Here is a 25,801-nt window from a genome sequence, read left to right on the forward strand (position 1 = left end):
CTTCATCCATTTCTCTGGCATACATATTGCGTTGCAGCGTGTGTGGGATCGCACACTCGGGAGGGCGCATGCGCAAGGATGTGAGCAAGATCGGGACGCTGTCCCGCCGCGGATTCGTCGCGGCATCCGGTGCCGCCGCAGCCGGTACATTCCTGCCGAAGAAGGTCTTCGCGCAGAAGAGGGTCTCCATCAACTACACGCTCGGCTGGCTGCCCGAGGGCGCCAACATCTGGTCTTACGCGGCCAAGCCGTTTTGGGCGAAGGCCGGTCTCGACGTCACGATCGAGAAGGGCACCGGCTCCGCCGCGGCGACGCAGGCCATTACCCAGGGCAAGTATCAGTTCGGTATCCCGGCCACGCCCAATTCGATCCAGCAGGCTGTGAAGGGCGCCGCGCTGCTGTCGCTCGGCTGCTTCAACTACGACACCACCATGGGCGTGGCGGTGCGGCCGGAGTCGCCGATCAAGGAGCCGGCCGATCTCAAGGGCAAGAAGCTCGGCTCGACCCTGACCTCCGGCGAGTATCCATTCCTGCCGACCTTCCTCAAGAAGTTCGGCCTCACCATGAACGACATCCAGTCGATCGCCCTCGACAGCAAGGTCCGCGAGGTCGCGCTGATCGAGAAGCAATGCGACGGCATCACCTGCTTCGTCGCCAGCGCGCTGCCCAAGCTCATCGCGTCCGGCGTCAATCCGCGTGTCTTCCTCTACAGCAAGTATGGCATGCCGTTCTATGCGCACTCGCTGACCACGACACCGGACTACTTTGCCAAGGAAAAGAGCGTCTGCGAGGCAATGGCCGCAGGCTTGGCCGAGGGCGTGAAGTTCGCCCTGCTCAATCCGCAGGAGACGATCGAGCTGCTGTTCAAGGAGCTGCCGGAGCTGAAGCTTGCCTCGACCGCGAAGGAGCAGCTCGAGATCGGCATGGGCGTGTGGGCCGCCAACTACATGACCAAGGAAGCGAAGGAGAAGGGCGTCGGTTACTCCGATCCGGCCATCTACAAGACGATGACCGATCTGATCTTCGAAACGTCGGGTGCGGCGGGCGACAAGAAACCCGATCCGAACACCCTGTTCACCAACGAGTTCGTCGGCAAGCTGAAGCTCACGGACGCCGAGTGGGCCAAGGTCAAGGCGGGCACGGCCAAGTACGCTCTGGGATGACGACCGACTACGTCGCCATCGACAACGTCCGCAAGGTCTTCAATGCGGGCAGCCGCGGACAGGTCGAAGCCGTGGCACCGACCTCGTTCAGGATCGAGTCGGGGGAATTCGTCTCCCTGCTGGGCCCCTCGGGCTGCGGCAAGAGCACCTTGCTGATGATGGTCGCGGGGCTCGAGGGCCCCAGCGCCGGCGCGATCCGGGTCGGCGGCAAGCCGATGTCCGCGCCGCGCGCCGAGACCGGCATCATGTTCCAGGACCCGACCCTGCTGCCGTGGAAGAGCGCGCTCGACAACGTGCTGTTCCCCTTCCGGGCCATGAACCGTCCGGTCGGACCGCACATCGGCCACGCCCGGGCGCTGCTCGACGAGGTCGGTCTCGAAGGCTTCCACGACCATAAGCCGCGTCAGCTCTCTGGCGGCATGCGCCAGCGGGTCGCGATCTGCCGGGCGCTGGTCTACCAGCCCGACCTTTTGCTGATGGACGAGCCGTTCAGCGCGCTCGACGCGATCACGCGCGACGAGATGAACCTCGTGCTGATGAAGATCTGGCAGGAGCATCACCGCACCGCCCTGTTCGTCACCCACTCGATCCGCGAGGCGGTGTTCCTGAGCGACCGCGTGCTGGTGATGAGCCAGCGGCCCGGCCGCATCATCGAGGACATCCGCATTCCCTTCCCCCGGCCGCGCGGGCTGGAGATCGGCGAGACGGCGGAATTCAATCGGATCTGCGGCCATCTGCGCGGCAAGATCCAGCATCGTCGGCAGTGATGGTTTCTGCAGTCGACACCACGCCGCCGGCGTCCGCTCCGCTCGCCCTCGGTTTCGACCGGGCACGCGGCGTCATTCTCCCCGTCGCCTTCGGCGCCTGCCTGCTGCTGCTGTGGCAGCTCGCGGCGATCGGCTTCCAGATGCCGAAGGTCATCCTGCCGACACCGGTCGATGTGTTCCGGGCGCTGGTGAACAACGCCGGCACGATCTGGCAGCAGACCATCCCGACCGTGCGCGACACGCTGCTGGGCTTCGCGCTCGCGACCGTGCTGGGAATCGGGCTGGCGTCGCTGCTGAGCTTTAGCCGCCTGCTGCGCGATGCGATCTATCCGATGGTGATCGTCATCCAGCTCGTCCCGAAGATCGCCTGGACGCCGCTGTTCATCGTCTGGGCCGGCATCGGGTGGCAGTCGCGGCTCACCATTGCGACCTTCATCTGCTTCTTCCCGATCTTCATCGCGATGGTGGCGGGCCTCGAATCGACCGACCATTCCCTGGTCCGGCTGTGCCGCGGCCTAACCGCCTCGGCCTGGCGGACCTTCTGGCTGGTCCGGCTGCCCGGCTCCCTCACCTACCTGTTCGCAGGCCTCAAGATCGCCATCACGCTCAGCGTCATCGGCGTCATCGTGGCGGAGTTCATCTCCTCCTCCGAAGGGCTCGGCTTCCTGATCCTCAAGAGCGCCGCGCTGCTGCAGACCGACATGATCCTGGCCGCGATCGCCGTGCTCTGCATCGTCGGCCTCGTCTGCTACGGCGCCGTCCACGCCGGCGAGGTGGCCGTGCGCCGCTGGCGGGGCGAATGAACGCCGCCGTCTCCGCCCCCATCCGGCTGATCGCGCCGCCGGCGGTCGCCACCCTGGTGCTGTTCGCCGCCTGGGATCTGCTGGCGCGCAGCGGCGCGGTGAGCGCGCGCCTGCTGCCGGCGCCGGACAAGGTCTGGGACACGCTGCTGCGCTCGATGAGCGTGCTGTTCGAGCAGGCGCAGCCGACCTTCTGGGTGGCCATCGCGGGCATCTTCGCCGCCGCCCTGCTCGGCATCCTGCTTGGCATCGCCGTCTCGGTGTCGCGCACGGCCATGCAGGCGATCTATCCGACGATCGTGTTCTTCCAGCTCATTCCCAAGGTCGCGCTGGCGCCGGTGTTCCTCATCTGGTTCGGCACCGGCTTCACGGCGAAGGTGATCTTCGCCGTCTTCATCGCCTTCTTTCCCGTGCTGGTCGGCACCATCGCCGGCCTGCAGGCCGCGCCGCCGAGCTACGGCCGGCTGTGCCAGGCGCTGCTGATGAGCCGGCTGCGAACCCTGCTCGCGGTCGAGTTGCCCTTCGCGCTGCCACACATCTTCAGCGGCCTCAGAATCGGCGTCACCTTCGCGGTGATCGGCGTCGTGCTGGGCGAGTTCATCACCGCCCAGACCGGGCTGGGCTACATTATCCTGTTCTCCGCCAACAACTTCGAGACGGCTCTGCTGCTGGCCGCGATCCTGATGCTGTGCGCCGTCGGCATCGTGCTGTTCGGGCTGTTCCTCGCCCTCGAGGCTATCGTTATCCGCCTTTACGACAGCCGTTAGAACCGTCCGCGAAGCGTAGAGAGCGGCACGAGGAATGTTGCGCGGTCGCCGCCGATCTCGGGCGGCAGGGGCAGATAGGGCGAGTTCCTGCGGGCGCCGGCGAGAACGGCTTGGTCGATCGCAGGTGTCCCGCTTGACTGGGCCACATCGGCGGCGAGCAGCCGGCCGTCGCGCGCGATGACGAGGCGCAGCGTGATGAAGTAGGCCCGGGCCGGCTCGTCGATGTGAAAGCTCAGCTTGCGGGCGTTCTGCCAAATGTAATTGTCGCTCGCCAGCGCGCGATTGCGGACGTCTGCGGGATTGACGAACGGCGAGTTGGAGGACGGCGTATCGCGATTGGCGATCGCGGGTGGACGTTCCTGAGGCCGGGCGACAAGCGGCGAGGGACGCGGCTGCACGTGAGGCGTGACGGCCGGCGGCGTTTGCGGCCGGGGCGGCGGCGGATTCGTCGTAGCGACGGGGGGCGCCGGCGGCGGCTTCGGCACGACAGGCTGCTGCGCCGGCGGCTCCTTGGGCGGAGGCGGCAAAGACGCAATGGCCGGACCGGGTGGTGGTGGTGGCGGCACGGCCTGCTCGAGCGGCGGCGGAGGCGGCTCCTTTGGTTTGGGGGGTTCCGCCGTCGCAGGCTGACTTGGCGGCTGCGGCTGTGGCACGGGGTCGTCGAGCGAACGTGGCGGCTGGGAGGCAATGTCCTTCGGCTGATTGCCCGAGGGTGGCACCTGGGTCCGCCTATCCGCCGTAATCTCGGCCGGCGGAGGCACTCCCCGGAGGGGCGGCGCCGGCGGGGGCTTCGGTTGTGCCTGCGGCTGGGGTTGTGGCTTGGGCTCAGGCGGCGGCGGTGGCGGATCGGGTGGCTTGGGCTTCTCGACAGTGATCTCGATCGCCTCTTCGACCGGTGGGGGAACCGGGCGGTTGACCGACATCCACCACAACGCCACCGCCGCCGCGACATGCAGCAGCACCGCGAGCGCAAGCGCTCCGGGCGACATCCGTGTCGAGGCGGAGGACGGGTGGCCGGCAACGTGTTCCATGAAGCGTGACGGCTAACCAGCCACCACCGGCTCGCTCCCGACGATGGTGGTGCGATGCATCACGCGACGTTCGTCCGGATCGTGCGGCGTCACGGCATGCACGGTGCAGCGATTGTCCCACATCAGCACGTCGTTCGGCTCCCAGACGTGCCGGTACATAAATTGCGGCTGGGCGGCGAACACCGACAGCTCCTCGATCAGGGCACGCGCGGCGTCGCCATCGAGACCCTCGACCGCATCGTTGTAGATCGAGCTGATATAGAGCGATTTCCTGCCGCTCACCGGATGGCGCCGAACCATCGGATGCCACACCGCCGGCATCGCAGCCTGCTCCGCCGCGGTGGGCGGCGGCGCCCCGGTGATCCGGTGCAACATGCTGAAATCGTGCCGCGCGCGGCGACCCTCGACCTGCCGGCGCAGGGTCTCGGGCAGCGCCTCGTACACCTCGTACATGTTGATGAACTGGGTGATGCCGCCGGTCCGGCTGATCTCGATGCCGTGCAGCAGCGAACCGATGCTCGGCATCGGCCGGTAGCTCGAATCGGTGTGCCACTGGCGCGACGACGAGAGCTGCTTCTGCGACGGGTCGGAAGGCTTCATCAGCCGGTTCTCGCCGTCGACGTTGGAAACGAGGAAGATCTCCTTCACCCGGTCTGAACGCAGGTTTAGCGAGGTCTGGTGGAAGATCTCGGGCTCGCCGAAATGCCGCGTGAAGGCAACATGCTCGGCATCGGTGATGTCCTGGTCGGGGAACACCAGCACGAGATGGCGGGTCCAGGCGTCGCGGACGGCCTGGATGGTTTCGCAGTCCAGCGGCTGTCTCATGTCGACGCCGTGGACCTCCGCGCCGAGCGCAGGATGGCGAGGCTTGACGGTGATTGTCATGGCGTTCCGATGTTAGACTTCCCCGGTCAACGGACAAAGGGAGGAAATAATGGATTTCACAGGCAAGGTCGCCCTGGTCACCGGCGGGGGTAACGGCATCGGGCGTGCGGCCTGTGTAGGCTTCGCCGCCCATGGCGCCAAGGTGGTGGTGGTCGACCGCGACGGGACGGCCGCCGAAGCGACCGCGGGGATCATCCGCCAGAACGGTGGCGAGGCGCTTGCCGTCACGGCCGATGTCACGAAGTCCGAGGACGTGAAGGCCTATGTAAAGGCGACGGTGGGCAAGTACGGCCGGATCGACTGCTTCTTCAACAATGCCGGCATCGAGGGCAAGGTCGCCCCGACCGCCGACTATGACGAGGCGATGTTCGACGCCGTGATCGGCGTCAATGTCCGGGGCGTCTTCCTGGGGATGCGCCACGTCCTGCCGGAGATGATCCGCCAGGGCGGCGGCGCGGTGGTCAACACGGCCTCCGTCGCGGGCCTGGTCGGCACGCCCGGCATGTCCGCCTATGTCGCCTCCAAGCACGCCGTGCTCGGGTTGACCAAGACCGCAGCCGGCGAGGTCGCCCGCCAGGGTATTCGTGTGAACGCAGTGTGCCCCGGGCCGGTCGATACACGAATGATACATTCCCTCGAGGCCCAGCTCTCGCCCGGCGATCCCAAGGCCGTCGAGGCCCGCTATCAGGCTTCGCTCCCGACCGGCCGCTACACAACGGCGCAGGAGATCGCCAACATGGTGCTTTTCCTGTGTTCGGACCTCGCCTCGAACACCACCGGAGGCCAGTTCGTCGTCGATGGCGGTCGCACCGCGACGGGCGGCGCCGTCACCAACGTCGCCACACGATGAGCCCCCCGAACAGCACCAAGCGTCAGATATCTCTTCCGAGAATCATCTGACACCGAGCAGCGCTCGCCGAAGCCTCGCCTCCCGCTTTCGGCGGGCTTCGCCTTCTCGGGCGATCTACTCGCCCTGTCACTCTCCCATTCTTTTCGCGATATAGCTTGTGGATGGCGTTTGAGGTCGCGTAACCCTCTATAGGGCGTGTCGCCGTTCGGCCCTAATATTGTCACAGCCCTCGAGCGCCCAAATTCCCTCGTGTTCTTGGCCCCTTCGCCCCGTGTTTCATGGGACGGCCAGATGAAATTGACGAAACAATTGGGAGGCGGCGCGCAATAGAAATGAAATTGGCGCCGATTAGGTTGAGTTCGCCGAAGAGAGACTTAATCGAGCGATTTCTTCGGGTTCATAGTTTGGCTGCGCTATTTTTCACCTTCGTTGATTGGTCCCGTCGATTACCGACGATTGTCGATACTGTACAAGTCCTCGTTTTGATGGAAATCATTACGCCGGTCGCGTTCAATTCGGAGACGGGTTCTCCTCGAGACATCATGCGCGACCGCGCCGCGTTTGGCCGTCGACAGTACAAGCCATGTGAGTGCTCAACCGATCGGTAACGCAGTTCCGGCTGCAGTCCAACGACAGAAGGGGGCGAGTATGGCTGTCCAGGTTAGCTATCCGGGCGTGTACGTGCAGGAGGTGCCGAGCGGCGTCAGGACGATCGTCGGCGTCAGCACCTCGATCGGCTGCTTCGTCGGCCGCACGAAGTCGGGCCCGCTCTCGACGCCGAGGCGCATCCAGACCTTCACCGACTTCGCCAGGCTGTTCGGCGACGACGCGAGCGTCGGGGACCTCGCACGTTATGTTCGACTGTTCTTCCTGAACGGCGGCAGCGACTGCTACGTTACCCGCATCGCCAACGGCGCCCTGTCCTCGTCGATCACGCTGCAGAACGAGGCGAAGGCCGACGTGCTGACGATCAGTGCGGTCAGCGCCGGCATTCTCGGCGATTCCATCCGCGTTGGCATCAACTACAACACGCCGACGCCGGAGAACACTTTCAACATCGTGCTGTTCCAGAGCACGGTCGATGGCCGCGGGCAGCGCGTCCAGGCCAATCGCGAGGTCTGGAACAACCTTTCGATGGATCCGAACTCTTCCTCCTATGCGCCGACGGTGCTGACCCAGAAATCCGCGCTCGTGTCGGCCAGCGACCCCGCGACCGTCGCCACGATCGACGGCTACTCGATGTCGACCCGGCCGATCGAATACGATTCGTCGGTCGCCAACGCTGCGGACTTCAGGGCGCAGTTCGCCGCCGCGTTGGGCGCCACGTCGCCGCAGAGATCCTTCCGGATCAGCGTCGACGGCAGTCCGTCCGTCGTCGTCACCATCTCCGACGACTTCACAGATACGACCGCTTTCCCCGGAACGACCGTTGCCGCCCTCAGTACTCAATACGCGGCGGCGATCGCCAATCGCATCAACGCCGCGTTGAGCGGCGGCGTCACCGTCAACGTGACGATCACGGCAGGTCCGGCTGATGCCGCCCCTCTCGCCACCGCCGTCCTCATCATCGAATCGACCGCGCAGGGCGACATCCTCATCCAGTCCGCGCCGGCGAACGATGCGTCTGCCGCCCTGGGCCTGGGCGCGGCCAACGGCGGAATAGAGGTCAGCGCCTATTCGGTGCGGCGGCCGGCCCCCACCGGCGTCGTCTACAATGCCTACGAGCGCGCGTCGCTCGCCACCGCGACCGCTTTCCTGAATCTGCCGCAGACCGGCGGCACTGCGATCAACGCGATGACCCTCGACACGTTCGACGCCGCGGGCAACCTCGTTCCTCAGGCGGTGCCACTGGCGCTCGCCGATGCCGCGCCGCCGGCGGGAGCCGCCAACTGGCAGGGTTCCTCGCTCGTGACCAAGCTCCAGCGCTGGGCCGACGCGGTGAACGCCTTCCAGGCCCTGAACCCGTCCACCTTCCGCTGGACAGCGGAATTGTGGGGCACGCGCATCGCCTTCATCGCGACCGCCGGCGACGACAACACGATTCCTCCGTTCGCGACGGCCCCGAGCAACATCGCAACGGCCGGCCCGCCGACGATCGTTAACGTGCGCTACGACAGCCTCGGCCTTGCCGGCAACCCGCTCTTCCAGACCGCCGGCGTGCCCGGCAACGACGGCAACCCGCCGACGCCGGCCGACTACGACGCCGCCTATGTCGTGATCGACCACGATGTCGACCTGTTCAATCTTCTCATCCTGCCGCCCGAGCGTTCGACCGGCGCGACACCGGTCCAGACGCTCTACGCCAACGCCAGCATCTTCTGCCAGCAGCGGCGCGCCTTCCTGGTCACCGATCCGCCGGATTCCTGGACCTCCGCCCAGAGCGCGACGAGCGGCGTGAACACCTTCCGCATCGGCATGGTGAAGGATTACAGCGCCGTCTACTTCCCGCGTCTCACCATCAACGAGGGCGGGTTGAACGTCGCCGTCGGCCCCGCCGGGGCCGTCGCCGGCATCTATGCGCGCACAGATGGCACCCGGGGCGTCTGGAAGGCGCCGGCCGGCACCGAGGCCGACTTCCGCGGCGTCACCGGCGTCGACCTCAACCTGACCGACGGCGAGAGCGGCCAGCTCAATCCGCTCGGCATCAACGGCATCCGGGTCATGCCGGAAGGCGTGCTGAGCTGGGGCGCGCGGACGAACGACGGCGCCGACATGTTCGCCAGCGAATACAAGTACATCCCGATCCGCCGCCTCGCCCTCTTCATGGAGGAGAGCCTCTATCGCGGGCTCAAGTGGGTGGTGTTCGAGCCCAACGACACGCCGCTCTGGGCGTCGATCCGGCTCAACGTCGGCTCCTTCATGCACGGTCTCTACCGCCAGGGCGCCTTCCAGGGCTCGACACCGCAGGAAGCCTATTTCGTCAAGTGCGATGCCGAGACGACGACGCAGAACGATCGCGATCTCGGCATCGTGAACATCTGGGTCGGATTCGCCCCGCTCAAGCCGGCCGAGTTCGTCGTGCTCTACATCCAGCAGATCGCGGGCGCCTTGCAGGCCTGACGCGACTTGGCGGGCAGCACCATTCGGCGGCCACTGCCGCCATGCGACGAGGATACACGCGATGGCTCTCTTCACCGTCAATTCCTACCGCTTCGATCCCTACAAGAACTTCAGGTTCCGCGTGAAGTGGGACGGCAAGTACGTGCTCGGCATCAGCAAGGTCAGCATGCTGAAGCGCTCGACCGAAGTAGCCAAGCATCGGGAAGCGAACGACCCGAGCACGGCGCGCCACATGCCGACGACCACGTCCTTCGAGCCGATCACGCTCGAGCGCGGCGTCACCCACGATCCGGAATTCGAGAACTGGGCGAACCTGATCTACGCGCCCGGTGCCGGCGGAACCATCTCGCTAAAGAATTTCCGCAAGGACATCACCATCGAGCTGCTGAACGAGAACGGCGTCGTGGCGAAGGCCTACAACGTCTACCGCTGCTGGGTGTCGGAGTACCACGCTCTTCCCGACCTCGACGCCAACGCCAATGCGGTGGCGATCGAGATGATCAAGCTCGAGAACGAAGGCTGGGATCGCGACCTTGCTATCGTCGAACCGACCCAGACCTGACCGAGGGCGGGGGATGCGACGCCTTTTCCTCACCTTTCCGCCGGACGACGGAACGACGGCCGGATGGATCGCGCTCCGCAACCTCCGGGGCGGCGACGAGGAAGCGATCGGCGGCACCGATACGGCAGCGGCGATCGGTCTGCTAGATCGCCTGCTCGTCGACACCAAGGGCGCGGCGCTGCGGCCCGGCGAGGCCGACCGCCTGACGGCATGCGACCGCGACAGGCTGCTGGCGGAAATCTACGTCGCGGAGTTCGGCGACCGGATCGACTGCGTGCTGCGTTGCGAGGCGTGCGGCAGTCCCTTCGATATCGATTTCAAGCTCGGAGACCTTCTGGCGAGCGCCGGCCTGCTGCCGGTGGATATCGCTTTCGCGCGCAATTCGACCGTGACGCTCGACGACGGACGGCGGCTTCGCCTGCCGCGCGGCAGCGACGAACTGGCCTTGCAGGGCATGTCGGCCGAGGCGGCGGAGGCGGCGCTGCTCGCCCGCTGCATCGTCGAGGGCGACGCGGCACCGGGCGACCTGGCGGTACACGACGCGCTCGAGGCGGCCGCACCGATCCTCGATACTGAGCTCGACGCGACCTGCCCGGAGTGCGGCGCGCCGACCCAGACGCATTTCGACCTCCAGCACTATCTGCTCACGTCGATCCTGCAGGAGATGCCGGCGCGGACCGCCGAGGTCCATCTGCTGGCCTCGACCTATGGCTGGAGCCTGCACGAAATCCTGGAACTCGATCGCAAGCGCCGGCGGGCCTTCGCGGCCGCGATCGAACGCGATCGCGGCGCCCACGCCGGAAGCTTCTAGCCATGTTCGGATATCTCCAGAGACTGGTGACGCGATCGGTCGGCCGGCAGGCGCCGTCGACGGCGCGAGTCACACCGTCGCCCCGGACGACGCTCACCGGAGCAGCCGGCCTGGTGGAAGAGACTCTGTCGAGCGAGCCGGAACCAAGATCCAGCCACACCGCAGCGTCGCCGCAGGGGATGCAGGCTCAGCCTGCTCCGACGCCGATCATGCCGACTGCGCGCGCCCAGACGGCGTCGCCGCCCGATCCATTGCCGCCGCAGCGAGGCGCCTATCCGATCGCGCAACTGTCGTCGCAGAGAGCCGAGCCGCCGCCACGTTCCACGTCCGTGCCACCCATGGTCTTGCCGCCCGCAGTTGCGGCGCCTGTCGCAACCTCCGTGATTCCGCCATCGACCCCGCAAGGCCAGCCGACGCTCTTGCAGCCGACATCTCCGGCCCCAACCCCGCCGGTGTCCCGCACGCGCGCCACGCCGCCTCCGGCGCGCGCCCCACTCGAGCCCCGTATCGCCGCCGCCCCGACGACGCCACCGCCCCGCGGTCCGTCGCTCCAGATCGGCCGTATCGAAGTCGTCGTGCAAGCGCCGCCGCCCGCGCCACCTGCAGCCCCGCGCCGTGCTGCCCCGACCGCGCCGCGCGGCGTGCTGTCCGGCAGCGCGCTGCTCGGCCAGCGCTTCGGATTCGGACAGAGCTAACCATGGCGCTGCTCGACCTCGGCGCCGTGACGCGCACGCTGCTCAAGGTCATCGATCTCTCGGTGAACGCCTCGCCGGCATGGCCGCCGCTTCCGTCGCCGAAGCTGACCACATCGCCGATGCCGCCGGACAAGCTGACCGGCGATCCGGTGGCCGGCCTCTATCTTTATCACCTGAGCGAGGATGCGGCCTTCAAGAACCAGCCGCCGCCATCCGGCGTGGAAGCGCTGCACTACACGCCCATGGCGCTCGATCTCTACTACGTGCTGAGCGCGCATTCGGCCGAGACCGATGTCGGCACCCTCACAGAGCAACTCATCATGGGACTGGCCGTGAAGGCGCTGCGCGACGTGCCGATGATCGACGACACGACGCAAATAAACGGCCTGCCGGTCCTCGACCCGGCGATGTCGGGCGACGGCAATCGTCTGCGCATCACACTGCAGCCGGTGCCGGCGGCGGAGGCCGTCAGCTACTGGACCGCGGGTTCCTCACCGCTCCGCCTCTCGGCCTATTATCAGGCGAGCGTCGTCATGCTCGAGCCGGACAGGCCGCCGCGTGGCGCGGGCCGAGTCCTGCAATACGGCATCCAGACCTTCACCACCGGCGCGCCCCGGCTCGACACCAGCCAAAGTGTCGTCACCTACCGCCTGCCGGGCGAGACACAGGACCGCACGATCGTGGTGCAGCCGGCGCAGGCCACCCAGCTTGGCGCCGGCGATCTCTTCACCCTCCTCGGCACCGGCCTGACCGGAGGCACCGCGACGCTGCTGCTGCGCCAGGTATCGGCCACGGCAACCCTGACCGCGGACGCGGCCTGGCAGGTGCGGGTCACGGCCGAGGGCATCACGGCCCGGGTGCAAACGACCGCTAGCGGCACGCCCACGCCTCCCGGCCTTTACGCCGCCTCAGTCCAGATCGCGCGCCAGCTCCGGCTGCCGGACGGCTCCATCCGGGTGATCACGCAGATCTCGAACCAAGTGCCAATCGCCATCGCGCCCGGCATCTCGGCCCTGAGCGCTCCTTCGCCGGCCGGCCAGTTCACGATCACCGGTATTGGCTTCACGCCCGCGCCGGCCGTGACGCTCTACCTCGGCGCCGACCGCGCCGAACCCGGCAATCCCGCGAGCCTCAATCCCGGCGAGTTCGCCGTGCAGAGCCCAACTGCGATCCTTGCCCGCCTGCCCGCTGGTACTCCGGCCGCCGCGATCGTTCCGGTGCGCGTGATCGTCTCCGGCAGCGAGGGCCCGCCGCAATGGGTAGTCGCGCAATGACCGACGCACAGCACGCAGTCCCGCCGCTGCGCGGCATGGCGTCGGAAGGCCCAGCCGGCGGCCGACGCGGCATTCCAGTCGACGCCATCGAGCGGCTGACCCTGCGGATCAGACTGCGTGCGCAGCTTCGCGTGCTCTGGCTGCGCACCCTGTGGCGACGCGAGACCGATCGGGAAACCCCGCGTGTGGTCACGCATGCGCAGGTCGACGCTGCCCTCGAAGGTTGGGACACGCCGGAAGCGGAAGCCGCCTTCCGACTCGGCTTCCCGGCAGCGCGGCAGGCCGTCGAACTGCTGGCCCAGGTCGAGGCCGCCATGGAGGCCGACAGGACCGACCGGCTCGGCAAGCTCGCGAGCCTGTTCGCCCTGACACGACCGGAGGCCGATCTCCTCCAAGCCTGCCTCGCGGCAAGCCTCGATCCCACGCTCGCCCGTGTGTTCGCCTATCTGCAGGACGTCGCGACCCGAAGTTACGTGACCGAGGAGCTGGCAGCCCAGCTCTTCGACCACGGACCAGCGGCGGTGCTCGATGCCGCCTCGGCGTTGCGCCGGTGGCAGCTCGTGAGCGAGGAGCCGGTCGCGCCCGGCGAGCCGCCGGCCCTCGTCTGCGATCCGCTGATCCGAGCCTGGATATTGGGCGGCCACCATCTCGACGAGGCGCTGGTCGGCGTGGCCCACCTGCACGCGACCCCGGCCCGGCCCCTACCGCGCTGGCCGGTCGACGAGATGGCGGCGCACATCGAACGGATCCTCGCCACGGCTGGGCGCGCCCGCGTCCTCGTCCGGGGAACTCCGGGCAGCGGCCGGCGCACGTTCGCCGCCTCGATCGCCTCGCGCCTCGGCCTGCAGCTTCTCGTCGTCGATGCCGACGCGATCGACGACGAGAGCTGGCCGCGACTGTTCGTGCGGGCGCAGCGGCAGGCGTTCCTCGATCGTTGCGCGCTGGCCTGGGCCGGCGAGCGGCTGACGCATCGTCTCTGGCCACGTTCGATCGCGCCGTTTCCGGTACAGTTCATGATCGTCGAAGCGGGCCAGGCCGCGCCGCCGTCCATCGACGCCGTGGAAGAGATGATCTCAATACCGTCGCTCTCGCTCGCCGAGCGGGAGACGATGCTGCGCCGCCTCGTGCCGGGCGCCGATGCATGGCCCGAGGGAGCGGTCTCCACGCTGGCGGCCCGGCACCGCCTCGTCATCGGCGAGATCGCCGCACTGGCCGCCCACCGTCCAGCCGGCCCCGACGAGGCTGCCGCGCACGTGCGGCGCACTCATCGGCATCGCTTGGGCGAGGTCGCGCAATGGGTCGAATGCAGCTTCACCGCCGACGACCTCGTGCTGCCGCCGTCGCTGCGCGAGGCGATCGCCGATCTCGTCTTCGAGGCCCGCACGCGCGCCCAGGTCTGGGAGGATGGCGCGGCCCGCCGCCTGTTTCCGCAGGGCCGCGGCCTGCTCGCGCTGCTCGCAGGGCCGCCCGGCACCGGCAAGACAATGACGGCCCAGACAGTCGCCGCTTCGCTCGGCCTCGACCTCTTCCGCATCTCGTTGTCGGAGGTCGTCAGCAAGTATGTCGGCGAGACCTCGAAAAACCTCCAGCGCGTTTTCGCGCGCGCCGAGGAGATGGACGCCGTCCTGCTGTTCGACGAGGCGGACGCTCTGTTCTCCCGGCGCACCGAGATCAAGGACGCGCACGACCGCTACGCCAACACCGACACCAACCATCTATTGCAGGCGGTCGAGGCCTATGGCGGCGTCGCGCTGCTGGCGACCAACCGCAAATCGAACATCGACGCGGCGTTCCTGCGCCGCATCCGGTACGTGCTCGACATTCCCAAGCCGGGACCGGGCGAGAGGATCGAGCTCTGGCGCCGTCTCGTCGGCGAGCTGGCCGGCCGCGAGACTGCGACGCGGCTCGCCTCGCCGCTGCAGCGGCTAGCCGACTCGCTTGAGGTGACCGGGGCACAGATCAAGTACGCGGTCCTGTCGGCCCTGTTCGCGGCAAAGCGGGACGGCGCGCCGGTCGGCATGACCCACATCCTGCGCGGACTGGAACGCGAGCTCATCAAGGAGGGCCGCGCGCTCACCGAGCGCGACCGCGACCGGCTGGGTGCGCCATGATGCCGAGAAACGTCCGCATCGACGAATTGCTGCTGCGCCTGCCGTCACTCGACGAAGCGCAGGCGCGCCGTCTCGCGGAGGATGTCGCCGACCGGCTGGCGCGCGCGCTGAGCCGCACGGAGATGTATCCAATACCGGCCGGCGCCTCCCTGTCGATCCGCATTCCCGACGGCACGCCAACCGAGGAACTCGCCGAGACGATCGCCCACCGCATTCTGGAGGCCTTGCGATGAAATCCGTCGCCACGCCGCAGCACAAGGCTGCGATGGGCCGACCCTACGGACTGACTCACGTCACCATCGGTCCTGCCGAAACCAGATTGCAAGTGCAGATGCCCGCGCCCTGCATGATCGACGAAAAGTGGCGGAGGAAGTCGTGAGCAGCAGCGGCCTTCCGTCCAGCCCCAGGCTCCTGCGCGGCGCCCTGGTGCAGTTCAGCGCGCCGATGATCGTGCCGATCCCGAACGTCATCGTCTTTCAATACAATCCGGAATCGTTGTCGCACACCCTGGAGCCCTATCAGCTCCCCGACAGCAAGGCCGCCGGCCCCGGCAAGGCCGTGTCCGATGCGCCCGGCACGACGCAGCCCAAGCCGCCGGTCGAGAACTTCACGCTCGCGCTGCAGCTCGACGCGAGCGATGCGCTCGAAGTCCCGAAATTCCATCCGGCGGCAGTCCTTACCGGCGTTGCCGACCGCCTCGCAGCCCTCGAGATGTTGCTCTATGCCGAGGACTCCTCGGGCCGGGGCTTCTCGCTCTCGCCGTCGGTCGGTGCCAGCCTCGGCGGCGGTGCCGGCGCGTCGGTCGGTGCATCGGTCGCCGCGCAGGCCGAGCCGGTGCCGAAATCCAAGTCGCCGACGATCCTCTTCGTCTGGGGGCCCGGACGCATCGTGCCGGTACGCATCAACACCTTCGCCGTCGAAGAGCAGCTCAACAATCCGATGCTCTATCCGCTGCGTGCAAAGGTGTCGCTCGGCATGCAGGTCCTTACCGAGGCGGACTTCGGCCGCGATCCCGACACGATCGAGAAGCTGGCTATCGCCGCCCATAAATTCACGATGACGCAGAAGCGCGTGTTGGCCCTGGCCAACAACGCCAACGGCGTCGAATCCATTCTCGGCCTGCTGCCGATCTAGGGGCCTCCAATGTTCGATCCGAACAGCCGGTATCTGGGCGTCGCGGGCTACACCGCGATCGATCGGCGCGGCCGCATGGTCACCGTCATTCCCGCTCCCGACAAGCCGGAGCAGGCGCTGCTCGGCCTGCACCGGCGGACCGACGGGCAGCGGCTCGATCATCTCGCCTTCCACTATCTCGCCGATCCCGCTGGCTACTGGCGGATCTGCGAGCTGTCGGACGTGATGCTGCCGGACGCGCTCGCCGAAGCGCGCGACATCCCGATTCCGGTGAAGGCGGACTAGATGGCCGCGACCGCGCTCGCCATCAAGGTCGGCGACACCGCCGACGCTCAGCTCGCGCAGGCTTCGGTCGTCGAGGTCCTGGAGCGGATGGGCGAGCCGACGACCTACCGCATGCGTTACGAGGTCGGCATCACGGGCGGCGACCTGCCCTTTCTCAGGGATGGCCGGGTCGATCCCGGATCGACGATCCAGGTCCTGTCGCTGCAAAACAATGTCGCCGACTGTCTCGTCAAAGGCCCCGTACATGGGCAACAGATCCGCCTGCTCCACGGCGGCACCGGCTCCTACGTCGACGTGATGGGCAGCGACACCTCCCTCGTCATGGACCGCGAGGTAAAGGCCAAGGTCTGGGACGCCGTGCATGACAGTGACGTGGTCGGCCAGATCGTGACGGTTTACGGTCTCGTGGCCGACGCCCAGGCCACGCCGGCCGTCCATGCCGAGGACAAGCACACGCTGGTCCAGCACGACAGCGACCTGCGCTTCATCCGCCGGCTGGCGCGCCGCAACGGCTGCCTGTTCTGGCTGACCGCCGATCCGATGGGCGTGCAGACCGCGCATTTCCGCCGCCCGGTTCTCGATGGCGCGCCGACGGCCAAGCTGGCGATCAACATCGGCAATCCAAACCTGAATGCGCTCGACATTTCATGGGATGTCGAACGACCCTCGAGCGCTGTCGGATGGAATCTCGATCTCGCCGACAAGAGCCAGATCGACGGCAGCGTCGCCCGATCGCCGCAGAAGCTGCTGGGCGACAAGGGGCTGGCCGAGATCACGGGCGACGCCCGAAGCACGCTGATCACCGCGCCCGTCGACGATGCCGGCGACCTGCGCAGCCGCGGCGAGGCGGCGCTGATCGAGTCGGACTTCTTCGTCACCGTGACCGGCGAGACGACCGTCCACGCGCTCGGCTCGGTGCTGCGCGCCCATACCCTCGTGCAGGTGCAGGGCACGGGCACGCGGCACAGCGGGCCGTACTTCGTTTCCAGCGTGCGTCACCTGATCGACGCCACGACGCACCGTATGGAGTTCGAGCTGGTGCGCAACGGATGGGGGGCGTGATGGAGCGCGATGTCATTCGCCTGCTGCTGGAGCATGTCCGCAGCCGACATTTCGGGAAATACCGGGGAACCGTGACCGACAACAAGGATCCCAAGCAGAAGGGCCGGCTCAAGGTCAGCGTGCCCTCGTTGCTGCCGCCCGGGCTCGACGTGTGGGCCATGCCGTGCGTGCCCTATGCCGGCGACAAGGTCGGCTTCGTCGCGCTTCCGGCGGCCGGCGCCGGCGTATGGGTCGAATTCGAAGGCGGCGACCTTTCGTTTCCGATCTGGGTCGGCTGCTTCTGGGCCGACGGCGAAGCGCCGGAAGGCGCCAACCCGGACGTCAAGCAGCTGAAGACGGAGAAGCTCGTCCTGCGCCTCGACGACGCGCAGCAGCAGGCCAGGCTAGCCCCCGATTCGGGCGCTTCGGTCACGCTCACGACCGAGGCCGTCACCGCGGCAGGATCGAGCACGCACACGGTCAGCCCGACCGGCGTCGCTGCCGAGATCACCCCGAACAAGACGGAGCTTACCGCCGCCTCGTTCAGCGTGAACAGCGGCGCGCTGGAGGTCGTGTGATGGCCGGACCCAGCCTCACCGCAACCTCGACCCTGCTCTGCCCGCACGGTGGCCAGGTCACGATCGTGCCCGCGAACGTCCGCGCGATGGCCGGCGGCGCGCCGATCGCGACCTCTGCCGACACTTTCCTCGTGGCCGGCTGCGTCTTCACGCTGCCGGGGCCGGTGCCGAGCCCCTGCATCCGCGTGCAGTGGATCGTGCCGGGCCTGCGCGTCAGGGCAGGCGGCCAGGCCCTCGACGCCGGCAGCGTCGGCCTGTGCCTCGCCGCAACTGGCGCGCCACAGGGGCCGGTCAGCGTCGTGGCGACACAGCCGCGCGTGAAGGGGATGTGAGCCGATGACCCAGCCCTTCACCTCGATCCATTATCAGATCGGCGTCGATGTCGGCCTCGGCCGGCTCGCCGCCGAGCGCAGCTACGAGCAGCACGTCGATCAGATGATCCGGCAGGTGCTGCTGACTGCACCCGGCGAGCGGATCAACCGGCCCGAATTCGGCTGCGGCGTCCGCCGCATGCTGTTCGCCCCCAATTCCGTCGTGAGCGCTTCGCTGGCACAGGTCTTGGTCCATCAGTCGCTCGACCGCTGGCTCGGCAGCGTGATCAAGGTCGACGACGTCGTCGTCACCGCCGGAGAGTCAACGCTGTCGATCCGGATCAGCTACCTGCTGCTGGCCCGCCAGCAGCGCCGTTATCTCAATCTCGAGGTTGCACCCTGATGGCCGGCCCCGACCGCCTCGAAGCGCTGCTCGGCCAGAACAGCCTGACCGGGATCGACTTCGTGCTGGTCCAACCCGACCAGGTCACGCTGGATGTCTACTTCCTGAAGCAGCCCAGCACGCTTGTCCCGCCGATCGTTGCGCCAGCGCTGCAGAACAGCGTCCGCGTCCACGCCGACGGGTTGCCCGACATACCGGTGACAGCGGGCTGGCAGGCTGCAGCCGACGGGCGCAACATCCTCCGCCTCGTCGCGGCGGAGCCGGGCGGCTTCGCGCCGTACGTCCTCAGCATCGGCGATCCGCGGATCGATCCGTTCTTCAACAACATCGTCTTCAGCTTCAAGGCGGCCTGTCCGCGCGACGTCGATTGCGAGCCGCCGTCGCACGAATGTCCGCCCGAGACGCCGGTCGATTTCCCGGTTGACTACACCGCGCGCGACTTCTGGAGCCTGCGCGCGGCGCTGCTCGAGTTCGCGGGCCAACGTTACCCCGCCTGGCAGGACCGGCTGGAAGCCGATGTCGGCAACATGCTGGTCGAGGTAATGAGCAGCCTGGGCGACGAATTCGCCTACACCCAGGACCGAATCGCACGCGAGACGAAGCTCGAAACAGCCACCCAGCGCCGATCGGTGCGGCGCATGGCACGCCTCGTCGATTACGACGTGAAGGACGGCCTCGCCGCCACCGGCTGGCTCGACGTGACCGCCCTCGCCGATGGCGTCCTTCCGGCCGGTACGCCCGTCCAGGCCGTGAGCGACGGCCTGCCGCGCGCGCAGGGCATGCTCGTGGCGCCGCTGCCGGACAACCAGCCGCTTCCGGATGGCGCCATCCTGCCGGTGACCTTCGAGATCGGTCGTGGCTTCGCCGAGCGCGACCTTCCCGCCGGGCCGCGCAGCTACGCGATCTCACCGGCGCGCAACGCCCTTGCGCCCTACCTCTGGGACTCATCGCGGGCCTGCCTTCCGGTCGGCGCGACAGGGATGTATCTCGCGGGGCATCGCGCCGCCGACCTCCCACTCGACGATGTGCCGCCCGGCGTGACGCCGGGGCGCTGGGTGATCCTTCGCACCGATCCGGCGGACCGCTCGCTGCCGGCGCGACGCTGGCTGGTGCGTCTCGTCAGCGTCGTCGACGGACACGACCCGCTGCTCGCCGCCGACTACACGCAGATCGCATGGGAGAACGCGCAGGCGCTGCCCTTTGAGATGGACCAGACGGTGCTGACCTTGCGCGGCAATATCGTGCCGGCCACGGCCGGGCGCACCGTCGTGCGCCGCTTCAGCATCGGGCCGAGCGACTATGCCGCGCTCGAGCCGCCGCTGGGCGGCGATCCGGCAACCTACGCGCCGGTGCCGCGGGCGGTCGAACGGACCGGCCCGGATGCCAGCATCGCCTACCTCTTCAGCCTCGCCGATTCGGAGTTCGAGGGCCTCACCTGGCTGGCCCGCACCGCTGCCGCAGCCGCGCCCGAAATCCGCCTCTACAGCGCAACGCTGGCGACGCCGGCATCGGCGCCGAAGTGGAACGGCTCGCAATGGGACCAGCACGATGGCTGGGAGTGGCGCCGCAGGCTGCTCGGCGTATCGAGCTCGCAGGCGGAGGACCAGCACTTCACGCTCGACGACGGGATCTGGCGCCGCGTCGTCGGCTTTCGCCGGCCGCTCGATACGCTCGTCCATCAGGACTACGCGCAGCTCGACCGGACCGATGGCGACGGCGTCACCGTGCGCTTCGGCGACGGCGTGTTCGGCGCGATCCCCTCGCCCACCGCGTCGCCCGGCACGGTCTTCGAGGTGAGCTACCGCCTCGGCAACGGCACCGGCGGCAATCTCGGCGCCGACACGCTCATCGTGTTCGACGCGGCGGCGCTCGGCGGGCTGGTTGCCGCGATCACCAATCCGCTGCCGACTGAAGGCGGCGTCGATCCGGAACCGCTCGACGCCGTGCGGCGCAATGCGCCCGATGCCTTCCGCGCGATCACCTATCGCGCGGTGCGGCCGGAAGACTACGCCGAGGCGGCCGAGCGGCTCGACTGGGTGCAGCGCGCCGGATCGCAGTTCCGATGGACCGGCAGCTGGCTCACCGCGATGGTGACGCCCGATCCGCGCGGCACCGACGTGCTGACGCAGGATCGGCGCAGCGATCTGCAGGCGCAGCTCGACCGTTTCCGGCAAGCCGGCCGCGAGACGGTCGTGCCCGATCCGATCTATGCCGACATCGACCTCCAGATCGAGATCTGCGTGGCGCCGACGCGCTATGCTGCCGATGTCGCAGGCGAAGTCGAAACCGCGCTGCTCGGGACCAAAGGGCCGCTCGCCCGGCGCGGCTTCTTCGATCCCGACAATTTCACCTTCGGCGCACCGCTGTTCCGCAGCCGGCTCGAGGCGACCATCATGCTCGTCCCCGGCGTCAAGGCCGTCGAGCGCATGGCGATCCGCCGCCGCGGCTGGTTCGACTGGCGGCCCTTCACCGAGCTCACCTTCACCATCGAGCCGAACGAGATCATCCGCCTCGACAACGATCCCGATCATGCCGATCGCGGGACCCTGCGCATTTTCCATGATGGTGGCGCATGACCGACCCCGTCTGCCCCTGCGACATCCGCATCTTCCCGGCGGCTCTCGACATCCCGGCGGGACTGCCGTCGCTGCCGCGCCAGATCGGCGGCTTCCCGGAATTCCGGTCCGCCCTGCTCGCGCGCCTCACCGCAGCCGGTGGTGCCTATCCGCCGCTGGCCGCCTGGCGGGCGCGCGATCCGGAAGATCTCGGCCTCATGCTGCTCGAGATGTGGGCTTATGTGTGCGATGTGGTGGCTTTCTACGATCAGGCGCACGCAAACGAGTCATATCTGCGCACCGCCGTCCTGCCATCGTCGCTGCGCCGCCTCGTCGGAATGATCGGCTACCTGCCACGTCCGGAACTCGCGTCGGCGACCAATCTCGGCGCGCTGGTCGAGGGCCGCATTCCGATCACCATTCCGGCGGGCACCGCCTTCCGCTCCGCCGCGTTCGGCAGCGAGCCGCCGCAGGTCTTCGAGACCTCCGCCGACGCGATCTCTCATCCGGACGCGAACCAGTGGACCGTCGTCCCGCCCCGCGCCGCGACCCTGAGCGGCACGCTTGACCACATCCTGCTCGACGCGGCGACGGCGCGGGTTCAGCGCGACAGACTCCTCTGGCTCGAACTCGGTGGCGGCGCGAAGCCCGCTGTCCGTCTTGCCCGCGCGCAACGCGTATCGATGGTGACGCTCGACGATGGCGGCCGCTATACGCGCGTCGACTTCGCCACGCCGGTCGTGCTCGACCAGCCGCGCGCGATCGCCTCGATGCGGCTCATGATGCCGACGCAGAAGACCGGACTTTGGGTATCGCGCACGACCTCTCTGCAGTTCCACATCGTCGCCCTTGCCAAAAGCGTCATTGCAAGCGCCCCGCTCTTCTTCGGCTCCGATGAACCTTCGACTGTGGAAAGCTGGAGCGACGCCTCTACCGGCCTCGGGGGGACGAGACTTCTTCTCAACAGCCTGAACCGCGGCATCGGCGCTGGCGACCGGATCCTGCTCGAGATCCCCGGCCACTACGAAGCAGTGCGTGTCGCGAGGATCGACGAGCCGCTGGTCACGGTCGTGCCCGAACAGACGATCAAGGTCGGCTCCGACGACGTCACCACGCCCGCCACTCGCGTGCCGACGACCCGTCTCTCCGCTGACGCCACGATTCCCGATCCGGCGGACACCGCCGCCGGAGATCCGGCGTGGCAAGATCCCGGCAAGCTGGTGATCCACTACGGCCTCGTCGACGCCGGCACGATCGTCGCTCCCACCGCGACCACCCTGGCCGACTCCGATCCGATCGGCCTCGCCGATCTACATGTCTCGCCAATGGGACCACCAAAGGTCGACCAGGTTTTGCTGGCGAGCGCCGACCAGCGCGGCGTCGACAGTCCGGCCGCCGTCGATTTCACCGGCAGCACCCTCACCCTCGACCCGACGACGCACTGGCAGCCCGCGCTCGAATTGCCGGTCAGGGCCTACGGCAACGTGCTGCCCGTCACGCGCGGCGAGACGGTCACCGCCGAGGTGCTCGGCAACGGCGACGCCACGCAGAGCTTCCAGTCCTTCAAGCTTCAAAAGAAACCACTGACCTACGTGCCATCGGCGACCGCCGCGAACGACTGGGGCGCGATCAGCACGCTGCGCGTCCTGGTCGACGGCATCGTCTGGACGGAAGTGCCGACACTCTACGGCGTGGGCCCCGCGGACCGGGTCTACATCGTTCGTCGCCAGGACGACGGCAGTTCAGCCGTCACGTTCGGTTCTCCCCTGCCGACCGGGATCGGCAATGTCGTCGCGCGCTATCGCTTCGGCGGCGGGGCAGCTTCGCCGCCGGCCTTCGGCATCGCCCAGATCGCCCGCCCCGCGCCCGGCCTCAAGTCGGTCGTCAATCCCGTCGCGGCGGCTGGCGGAGCTGACGCCGAGAATCCCGGCTCGGTGCGCACCGCCGCGCCGCGTACGGCGCTGCTGCTCGGGCGCGCCGTGTCGATCGACGATTTCGCCGCCGCCGCTGCCGCCGTGGGCAGCGTTCGGCTGGCGACGGCGGAGTGGCGCTGGTCGGCACTGCGCCAGCGCGCCGTGGTGCAGGTCTGGTACGTCGGCGCCGCCGGGCTGCGCAGCCTCGTCTCGCAGCGCCTGCGCGGCATCGCCGATCCGTCGACACCGATCGATGTCACCCAGGCCACCGCCGTGCCCGCCGCGCTCGGCATCGACGTGCAGACCGATCCGATGCGCGACACGGCCACGGTGCTGGCAGCGGTGCGCGACGCGCTGGAGTTCCCGCAGCACGGCCTGCTCGAACCGGGGTCGCAGGGCATCGGCAGCACGTTGTTCCGCAGCGCCCTGTTCGAGACGGTGCTCGCCGTTCCCGGGGCGGTCGCCGTCCGCGCGCTCACGCTCGATGGCGTGGCGTTCGAGCCGTACGGCCGCAATCCCGGACCCGGCCGGTATTTCGACTTCAAAGGCGCGCTCGGCGTGACCGGGAGTCCGTCCAATGGCTGACCTGTCGCGCGCCGCCGACGGCTACGAGGCCTACTTCACCGAGAAGCTGTGGGCACTGGTGCCCGCGATCTATCGCAACCTCGACGGCAGCGGCGAGCAGAAGGGCGTCGTGCGCGGCCTGATCGAGACGATCGCCAGCCAGGCCGCGATCCTGCGTCGCGACCAGGACCGCCTATGGGACGACAACTTCATCGATCTCTGCGACGACTGGGCGGTGCCGTACATCGGTGAACTGGTCGGCACGCGGATGATTTCCGCGCTCGACAAGCGCGGCCGCCGCATCGACGTGGCCAAGACGATCTACTATCGCCGGCGCAAGGGCACGCCGCGCGTGCTCGCGGAGCTGATCGCCGACATCACGCCGTGGGACGGCACCGTGGTCGAGGCATTCCGGCGGCTCGGCCGGGCCCATCACGGCCTCGATGAGCTTCCCGCCGTGCAGTTGGGCCGCTTCTCGCGGACGCCGCGCGGCGGCACCGCCGATCTGCGCCGGCCTCTCGCCTCAACGCTGACCGACGGCCCATTCGACGAATATTCCCATGTCGCCGACGTCCGTCGCCGGCACGGTCGCGACGGGTTGTGGAACATCCCGAAACTGCTTTTCTTCCTGCACCGGCTGCGCGCCTTCCCGGTCGTCGGCTCGACGCCCTTCGGCCGCGGCGCGGCGGGCACCTTCCTGTTCGATCCGTCTGGCCGTGACATCGCCCTGTTCGCGCCGCGCCGGGTCGTGCCGGATTGGGAGGCTTGGCGCTTCCCGTTGCCCTGGGATCTTCCCGGACCGATCGCCTGCCGGCTTCTCGGCGACGCCGAGTACGTCGTCACCCAGGCACTGATCCTGTCCCTCGGCGCCGTACTGACGGCCGCCGGTCAACCGTCCGCCGCCGCCAACGATCTCGTCGTCCTACGCGACTTCCGCTTTTCGTCCGAGAGCGCGCTGCTGGCGCGCATCGCCACCCTGCCCTCGCAGGCGTCGCTGCTATTGCCGCCGGTGATGCGGGCGATCCTCGACGGCGCGCTGGTCGCCGATTGCGGCAAGGCGGGACTGCTGCCCGCCGCGGCGAAGGTCGACGTTGGCGGCACGGCGATCCCCGTCGCCCTGACGACATCCGGATCGCTCGACGACTGGTCGAATGCCCCTCCGAACAAGCAGCTGGTCATCGATCCGGAGCGCGGCCGGCTCAAGCTCATGGCTGGCGCACCCGCGGCGCCGGTCACCGTCGATTACCACTACGGCTTCTCCGGACCTGTCGGCGCCGGCACGGACGACCGGCGTGCCGCCCTGATCGACGTGACCACCCTGCCCACCTTTGTCCGCCTGAACGCCGGCGGCGCGATCATGTTGGCCGACCTGCCGGTATCGGGCGGCTTGTCACTCGACAACAGCCTCCGTTACGGGCCGGTCGCGTCGGTTTCCAGTGTCCAGAGCCTGGTCGTGCAGGCCGACAACCTGCAGCGGCCCTATGTCCGGCTCGCGGCACCATGGCGCGTGACGGCGGCGGCCGGCGGCGACGCCACGCTGGTGCTCGACGGGCTGTGGATCGGCGGTGACGTCGGCACGCGCATCGAGCTCGCCGGCTCGTGGAAGTCGGTGACGCTGCGGCGCATGACGCTCGATCCGGGCGGTACCGACGCTAACGGCAACGCGATCGCGGCGGTGCCGCTGGTCGTGACCGGCAACGTGGAGAACCTCACGGTCGAGGGCTCGATCCTCGCCTCGATCGGCATCTCGGACAGCGGCGTGATCGACTCGCTCTACGTGTCGGACAGCATCCTGCAGGCCCCCACCGGCCAGCCCACCGTCGCGTTCGTGCCTGGAACGGCAACGCTGCGCCGCGTCACGGTGCTGGGCGACCTCGCGCTCGACAAGCTCTTTGCGACCGAGACGCTGGTCACCGGCGAGGTCATGGTGGCCGACACGCAATGGGGCTGCTTCCGCTTCAGCGCGGCGCTGGCCGGCAGCCGCCTGCCGCATCCTTTCGCCTCGACCGAGCTCGCCGTTGGCGCCCACGTCCTGGCATCGACCCGATTCGGTGATGCCGACTACTGCCAGATCGGCGACGCGGCCGCCCCGGGCATCCGGCGCGGCGCGGAGAGCGGCTCCGAGATCGGCGCGTTCAGCTCGCTCAATTCACCCATCATGCTCGACGGCATCACCGCGAAGGTGACCGAATACATGCCGTTCGGCCTGATCCCCGCGTTCATTTTCGAGACCTGAGGCAT

The 25,801-nt window shown here is 68.1% G+C and carries 23 protein-coding genes; 21 read left to right on the forward strand and 2 right to left on the reverse strand.

What is annotated here, in order from left to right:
- Nucleotides 1–68 precede the first annotated feature (68 nt).
- From ACQY8M_RS37285 to ACQY8M_RS37300, 4 genes are read left to right on the forward strand one after another with little or no spacing between them, the layout of a single operon-like run.
- Nucleotides 69–1,163, forward strand: coding sequence for an ABC transporter substrate-binding protein (locus ACQY8M_RS37285; protein ID WP_428667441.1), 1,095 nt, complete (start codon nt 69–71; stop codon nt 1,161–1,163).
- Complete coding sequence (locus ACQY8M_RS37290) at nt 1,160–1,930, forward strand: ABC transporter ATP-binding protein (RefSeq protein WP_428667443.1); 771 nt, start codon at nt 1,160–1,162, stop codon at nt 1,928–1,930. The genes ACQY8M_RS37285 and ACQY8M_RS37290 overlap by 4 nt, the downstream gene beginning before the upstream one ends.
- Nucleotides 1,930–2,733: an ABC transporter permease gene (locus ACQY8M_RS37295; protein ID WP_428667445.1), complete on the forward strand. Its 804-nt coding sequence runs from the start codon at nt 1,930–1,932 to the stop codon at nt 2,731–2,733. The genes ACQY8M_RS37290 and ACQY8M_RS37295 overlap by 1 nt, the downstream gene beginning before the upstream one ends.
- Nucleotides 2,730–3,497, forward strand: a complete 768-nt coding sequence (locus ACQY8M_RS37300; protein WP_428667447.1) for an ABC transporter permease — start codon at nt 2,730–2,732, stop codon at nt 3,495–3,497. The genes ACQY8M_RS37295 and ACQY8M_RS37300 overlap by 4 nt, the downstream gene beginning before the upstream one ends.
- On the opposite strand, the gene ACQY8M_RS37305 is transcribed toward ACQY8M_RS37300, so the two are convergent.
- Together ACQY8M_RS37305 and ACQY8M_RS37310 are read right to left on the reverse strand one after the other, a co-directional pair.
- Nucleotides 3,494–4,528, reverse strand: coding sequence for an energy transducer TonB family protein (locus ACQY8M_RS37305; RefSeq protein ID WP_428667449.1), 1,035 nt, complete (start codon nt 4,526–4,528; stop codon nt 3,494–3,496). The genes ACQY8M_RS37300 and ACQY8M_RS37305 overlap by 4 nt on opposite strands.
- 12 nt (nt 4,529–4,540) lie before the next feature.
- Complete coding sequence (locus tag ACQY8M_RS37310) at nt 4,541–5,413, reverse strand: TauD/TfdA dioxygenase family protein (protein WP_428667451.1); 873 nt, start codon at nt 5,411–5,413, stop codon at nt 4,541–4,543.
- Nucleotides 5,414–5,462: 49 nt separating this feature from the next.
- On the opposite strand from ACQY8M_RS37310, the gene ACQY8M_RS37315 reads away from it, so the two are divergent.
- From ACQY8M_RS37315 to ACQY8M_RS37395, 17 genes are all read left to right on the forward strand, one after another.
- The gene (locus ACQY8M_RS37315; protein WP_428667453.1) at nt 5,463–6,263 is read left to right on the forward strand and encodes a glucose 1-dehydrogenase; all 801 of its coding nucleotides are present in this window, start codon (nt 5,463–5,465) and stop codon (nt 6,261–6,263) included.
- A 648-nt stretch (nt 6,264–6,911) separates the two neighbouring features.
- Entirely contained in the window at nt 6,912–9,323 is a 2,412-nt protein-coding gene (locus ACQY8M_RS37320; RefSeq protein ID WP_428667455.1) for a phage tail sheath family protein, read from the forward strand.
- Between the two features lie 61 nt (nt 9,324–9,384).
- A complete protein-coding gene (locus ACQY8M_RS37325) occupies nt 9,385–9,885 on the forward strand; it encodes a phage tail protein (protein ID WP_428667457.1) in 501 nt (166 codons plus the stop codon).
- Nucleotides 9,886–9,898: 13 nt separating this feature from the next.
- Nucleotides 9,899–10,696: a hypothetical protein gene (locus ACQY8M_RS37330; protein ID WP_428667459.1), complete on the forward strand. Its 798-nt coding sequence runs from the start codon at nt 9,899–9,901 to the stop codon at nt 10,694–10,696.
- A 697-nt stretch (nt 10,697–11,393) separates the two neighbouring features.
- Nucleotides 11,394–12,665, forward strand: a complete 1,272-nt coding sequence (locus tag ACQY8M_RS37335; RefSeq protein ID WP_428667461.1) for a DUF4255 domain-containing protein — start codon at nt 11,394–11,396, stop codon at nt 12,663–12,665.
- Entirely contained in the window at nt 12,662–14,776 is a 2,115-nt protein-coding gene (locus tag ACQY8M_RS37340) for an ATP-binding protein (protein ID WP_428667463.1), read from the forward strand. Before ACQY8M_RS37335 ends, ACQY8M_RS37340 begins: the two co-directional genes overlap by 4 nt.
- On the forward strand, nt 14,773–15,009 hold the full coding sequence (locus ACQY8M_RS37345) for a hypothetical protein (protein WP_428667465.1): 237 nt from the start codon (nt 14,773–14,775) through the stop codon (nt 15,007–15,009). The genes ACQY8M_RS37340 and ACQY8M_RS37345 overlap by 4 nt, the downstream gene beginning before the upstream one ends.
- On the forward strand, nt 15,006–15,155 hold the full coding sequence (locus tag ACQY8M_RS37350; RefSeq protein WP_428667467.1) for a hypothetical protein: 150 nt from the start codon (nt 15,006–15,008) through the stop codon (nt 15,153–15,155). Before ACQY8M_RS37345 ends, ACQY8M_RS37350 begins: the two co-directional genes overlap by 4 nt.
- A complete protein-coding gene (locus ACQY8M_RS37355) occupies nt 15,152–15,910 on the forward strand; it encodes a hypothetical protein (protein WP_428667469.1) in 759 nt (252 codons plus the stop codon). The genes ACQY8M_RS37350 and ACQY8M_RS37355 overlap by 4 nt, the downstream gene beginning before the upstream one ends.
- A 9-nt stretch (nt 15,911–15,919) precedes the next feature.
- Nucleotides 15,920–16,195 carry a hypothetical protein gene (locus ACQY8M_RS37360; protein ID WP_428667471.1) on the forward strand — a complete coding sequence of 92 codons (276 nt, stop codon included), beginning with the start codon at nt 15,920–15,922 and terminating at the stop codon, nt 16,193–16,195.
- Nucleotides 16,196–17,257, forward strand: a complete 1,062-nt coding sequence (locus ACQY8M_RS37365; protein ID WP_428667473.1) for a phage late control D family protein — start codon at nt 16,196–16,198, stop codon at nt 17,255–17,257.
- Nucleotides 17,257–17,814 carry a phage baseplate assembly protein V gene (locus ACQY8M_RS37370; protein ID WP_428667475.1) on the forward strand — a complete coding sequence of 186 codons (558 nt, stop codon included), beginning with the start codon at nt 17,257–17,259 and terminating at the stop codon, nt 17,812–17,814. Before ACQY8M_RS37365 ends, ACQY8M_RS37370 begins: the two co-directional genes overlap by 1 nt.
- Complete coding sequence (locus ACQY8M_RS37375; protein ID WP_428667477.1) at nt 17,814–18,146, forward strand: hypothetical protein; 333 nt, start codon at nt 17,814–17,816, stop codon at nt 18,144–18,146. The genes ACQY8M_RS37370 and ACQY8M_RS37375 overlap by 1 nt, the downstream gene beginning before the upstream one ends.
- A gap of 4 nt (nt 18,147–18,150) precedes the next feature.
- Complete coding sequence (locus ACQY8M_RS37380; protein WP_428667479.1) at nt 18,151–18,528, forward strand: GPW/gp25 family protein; 378 nt, start codon at nt 18,151–18,153, stop codon at nt 18,526–18,528.
- Nucleotides 18,528–21,104, forward strand: a complete 2,577-nt coding sequence (locus ACQY8M_RS37385) for a hypothetical protein (protein WP_428667481.1) — start codon at nt 18,528–18,530, stop codon at nt 21,102–21,104. The genes ACQY8M_RS37380 and ACQY8M_RS37385 overlap by 1 nt, the downstream gene beginning before the upstream one ends.
- Nucleotides 21,101–23,581 (forward strand): hypothetical protein, encoded by a 2,481-nt coding sequence (locus ACQY8M_RS37390; protein WP_428667483.1) that lies wholly within the window; start codon nt 21,101–21,103, stop codon nt 23,579–23,581. Before ACQY8M_RS37385 ends, ACQY8M_RS37390 begins: the two co-directional genes overlap by 4 nt.
- On the forward strand, nt 23,574–25,796 hold the full coding sequence (locus ACQY8M_RS37395; protein ID WP_428667485.1) for a hypothetical protein: 2,223 nt from the start codon (nt 23,574–23,576) through the stop codon (nt 25,794–25,796). Before ACQY8M_RS37390 ends, ACQY8M_RS37395 begins: the two co-directional genes overlap by 8 nt.
- Nucleotides 25,797–25,801 lie beyond the last annotated feature (5 nt).

This window comes from Reyranella sp., from assembly GCF_965279465.1.
Taxonomy (GTDB): Bacteria; Pseudomonadota; Alphaproteobacteria; order Reyranellales; family Reyranellaceae; genus Reyranella.

What these genes read in the sequence shown, in the direction of transcription:
- ACQY8M_RS37285 (WP_428667441.1), top strand. Translation starts at nt 69, where the DNA reads ATGCGCAAGGATGTGAGCAAGATCGGGACGCTGTCCCGCCGCGGATTC.
- ACQY8M_RS37290 (WP_428667443.1), top strand. Translation starts at nt 1,160, where the DNA reads ATGACGACCGACTACGTCGCCATCGACAACGTCCGCAAGGTCTTCAAT.
- ACQY8M_RS37295 (WP_428667445.1), top strand. Translation starts at nt 1,930, where the DNA reads ATGGTTTCTGCAGTCGACACCACGCCGCCGGCGTCCGCTCCGCTCGCC.
- ACQY8M_RS37300 (WP_428667447.1), top strand. Translation starts at nt 2,730, where the DNA reads ATGAACGCCGCCGTCTCCGCCCCCATCCGGCTGATCGCGCCGCCGGCG.
- ACQY8M_RS37305 (WP_428667449.1), bottom strand. Translation starts at nt 4,528, where the DNA reads ATGGAACACGTTGCCGGCCACCCGTCCTCCGCCTCGACACGGATGTCG.
- ACQY8M_RS37310 (WP_428667451.1), bottom strand. Translation starts at nt 5,413, where the DNA reads ATGACAATCACCGTCAAGCCTCGCCATCCTGCGCTCGGCGCGGAGGTC.
- ACQY8M_RS37315 (WP_428667453.1), top strand. Translation starts at nt 5,463, where the DNA reads ATGGATTTCACAGGCAAGGTCGCCCTGGTCACCGGCGGGGGTAACGGC.
- ACQY8M_RS37320 (WP_428667455.1), top strand. Translation starts at nt 6,912, where the DNA reads ATGGCTGTCCAGGTTAGCTATCCGGGCGTGTACGTGCAGGAGGTGCCG.
- ACQY8M_RS37325 (WP_428667457.1), top strand. Translation starts at nt 9,385, where the DNA reads ATGGCTCTCTTCACCGTCAATTCCTACCGCTTCGATCCCTACAAGAAC.
- ACQY8M_RS37330 (WP_428667459.1), top strand. Translation starts at nt 9,899, where the DNA reads ATGCGACGCCTTTTCCTCACCTTTCCGCCGGACGACGGAACGACGGCC.
- ACQY8M_RS37335 (WP_428667461.1), top strand. Translation starts at nt 11,394, where the DNA reads ATGGCGCTGCTCGACCTCGGCGCCGTGACGCGCACGCTGCTCAAGGTC.
- ACQY8M_RS37340 (WP_428667463.1), top strand. Translation starts at nt 12,662, where the DNA reads ATGACCGACGCACAGCACGCAGTCCCGCCGCTGCGCGGCATGGCGTCG.
- ACQY8M_RS37345 (WP_428667465.1), top strand. Translation starts at nt 14,773, where the DNA reads ATGATGCCGAGAAACGTCCGCATCGACGAATTGCTGCTGCGCCTGCCG.
- ACQY8M_RS37350 (WP_428667467.1), top strand. Translation starts at nt 15,006, where the DNA reads ATGAAATCCGTCGCCACGCCGCAGCACAAGGCTGCGATGGGCCGACCC.
- ACQY8M_RS37360 (WP_428667471.1), top strand. Translation starts at nt 15,920, where the DNA reads ATGTTCGATCCGAACAGCCGGTATCTGGGCGTCGCGGGCTACACCGCG.
- ACQY8M_RS37365 (WP_428667473.1), top strand. Translation starts at nt 16,196, where the DNA reads ATGGCCGCGACCGCGCTCGCCATCAAGGTCGGCGACACCGCCGACGCT.
- ACQY8M_RS37370 (WP_428667475.1), top strand. Translation starts at nt 17,257, where the DNA reads ATGGAGCGCGATGTCATTCGCCTGCTGCTGGAGCATGTCCGCAGCCGA.
- ACQY8M_RS37375 (WP_428667477.1), top strand. Translation starts at nt 17,814, where the DNA reads ATGGCCGGACCCAGCCTCACCGCAACCTCGACCCTGCTCTGCCCGCAC.
- ACQY8M_RS37380 (WP_428667479.1), top strand. Translation starts at nt 18,151, where the DNA reads ATGACCCAGCCCTTCACCTCGATCCATTATCAGATCGGCGTCGATGTC.
- ACQY8M_RS37385 (WP_428667481.1), top strand. Translation starts at nt 18,528, where the DNA reads ATGGCCGGCCCCGACCGCCTCGAAGCGCTGCTCGGCCAGAACAGCCTG.
- ACQY8M_RS37390 (WP_428667483.1), top strand. Translation starts at nt 21,101, where the DNA reads ATGACCGACCCCGTCTGCCCCTGCGACATCCGCATCTTCCCGGCGGCT.
- ACQY8M_RS37395 (WP_428667485.1), top strand. Translation starts at nt 23,574, where the DNA reads ATGGCTGACCTGTCGCGCGCCGCCGACGGCTACGAGGCCTACTTCACC.